The 988-nt window shown below is 66.8% G+C and carries 1 protein-coding gene; it reads left to right on the top strand.

Translation table 11 applies throughout. The features are described from left to right. Nucleotides 1-161: 161 nt before the first annotated feature. Nucleotides 162-988 (top strand): porin (locus tag JMF90_RS38415; RefSeq protein ID WP_201326476.1); only part of this gene is annotated, 827 nt, incomplete at its 3' end.

Below are 988 nucleotides of genomic sequence, written 5' to 3'. Positions count from 1 at the left end.
GGTATGTCGCTAGGATGAAGCGGGTTTCATGTTTCGGGCCGTTTCGATAACGGCGCTGTCACGCCCGCTGCCTAAATTGGGCGCCATCGCATCGCGCACGAGCGGCCATGTTGCCCCGGGCCGGCGATGCGAGCAGACCGATCCACTCCAACGAAACCATCATGAAGAAATATCTGGCAATTCCGGCGGCGGTCGCCTGCCTGCTGGCGAGCGCGGCGCATGCGCAGAGCAGCGTGACGCTGTACGGCACGATCGACGCGGGCCTGGACTACATCAGCAACCAGAAATCGGCCGCGGGCGCGGGGCCCGTCTACGGTGTCCAGAGCGGCAACGTCAGCACGTCGCGCTGGGGGCTGCGCGGCAACGAGGATCTCGGCGGCGGGCTGGCCGCCGTGTTCACCCTCGAGAACGGCTTCAACGTCGCGAACGGCAAGCTTGGCAACGGTGGCGACGAATTCGGCCGCCAGGCGTGGGTGGGCCTCGCGAGCCGCCAGTGGGGTACGGTGACGCTCGGCCGCCAGTACGATTTCCTGGTCGACTTCGTCGCGCCGCTGTCGGCGACGGGGTCGGGATTCGGCGGCAACCTCGTCGATCATCCGTACGACAACGACAACCTCGCCAACGACACGCGGATGAACAACGCGGTGAAGTTCCGCAGTGCGAACTACGGCGGCTTCACGTTCGGCGGTGCGTACGGCTTCAGCAATCAAGGCGGCGGATTCAGCAACGACAACGCGTACAGCGTCGGTGCGCAGTACGTGAACGGCCCGGTCGACCTCGCCGTCGCGTACCTGCAGTCGAACCAGCCGGGCGGCGTCGACGCGCCGCAGAACACCGGCGGGTCGCTGAGCAGCGCCGATGGCGATGCGATGCTGACCGGCGGCCGCTGGCGCACGTTCGGCGCCGGCGCGCACTATGCGTTCGACCATGCCGCGATCGGCTTCGTCTACACCAGAACGATCCTGAACGACCCGCGCGAGCTGTCGCA

Source organism: Burkholderia sp. E168m23, assembly GCF_016586125.1.
GTDB classification, from domain to species: Bacteria; Pseudomonadota; Gammaproteobacteria; order Burkholderiales; family Burkholderiaceae; genus Burkholderia; species Burkholderia orbicola.
The sequence above is the reverse complement of the archived record's forward strand: the minus strand, read 5'-3'. Positions and strand labels throughout refer to the sequence as shown.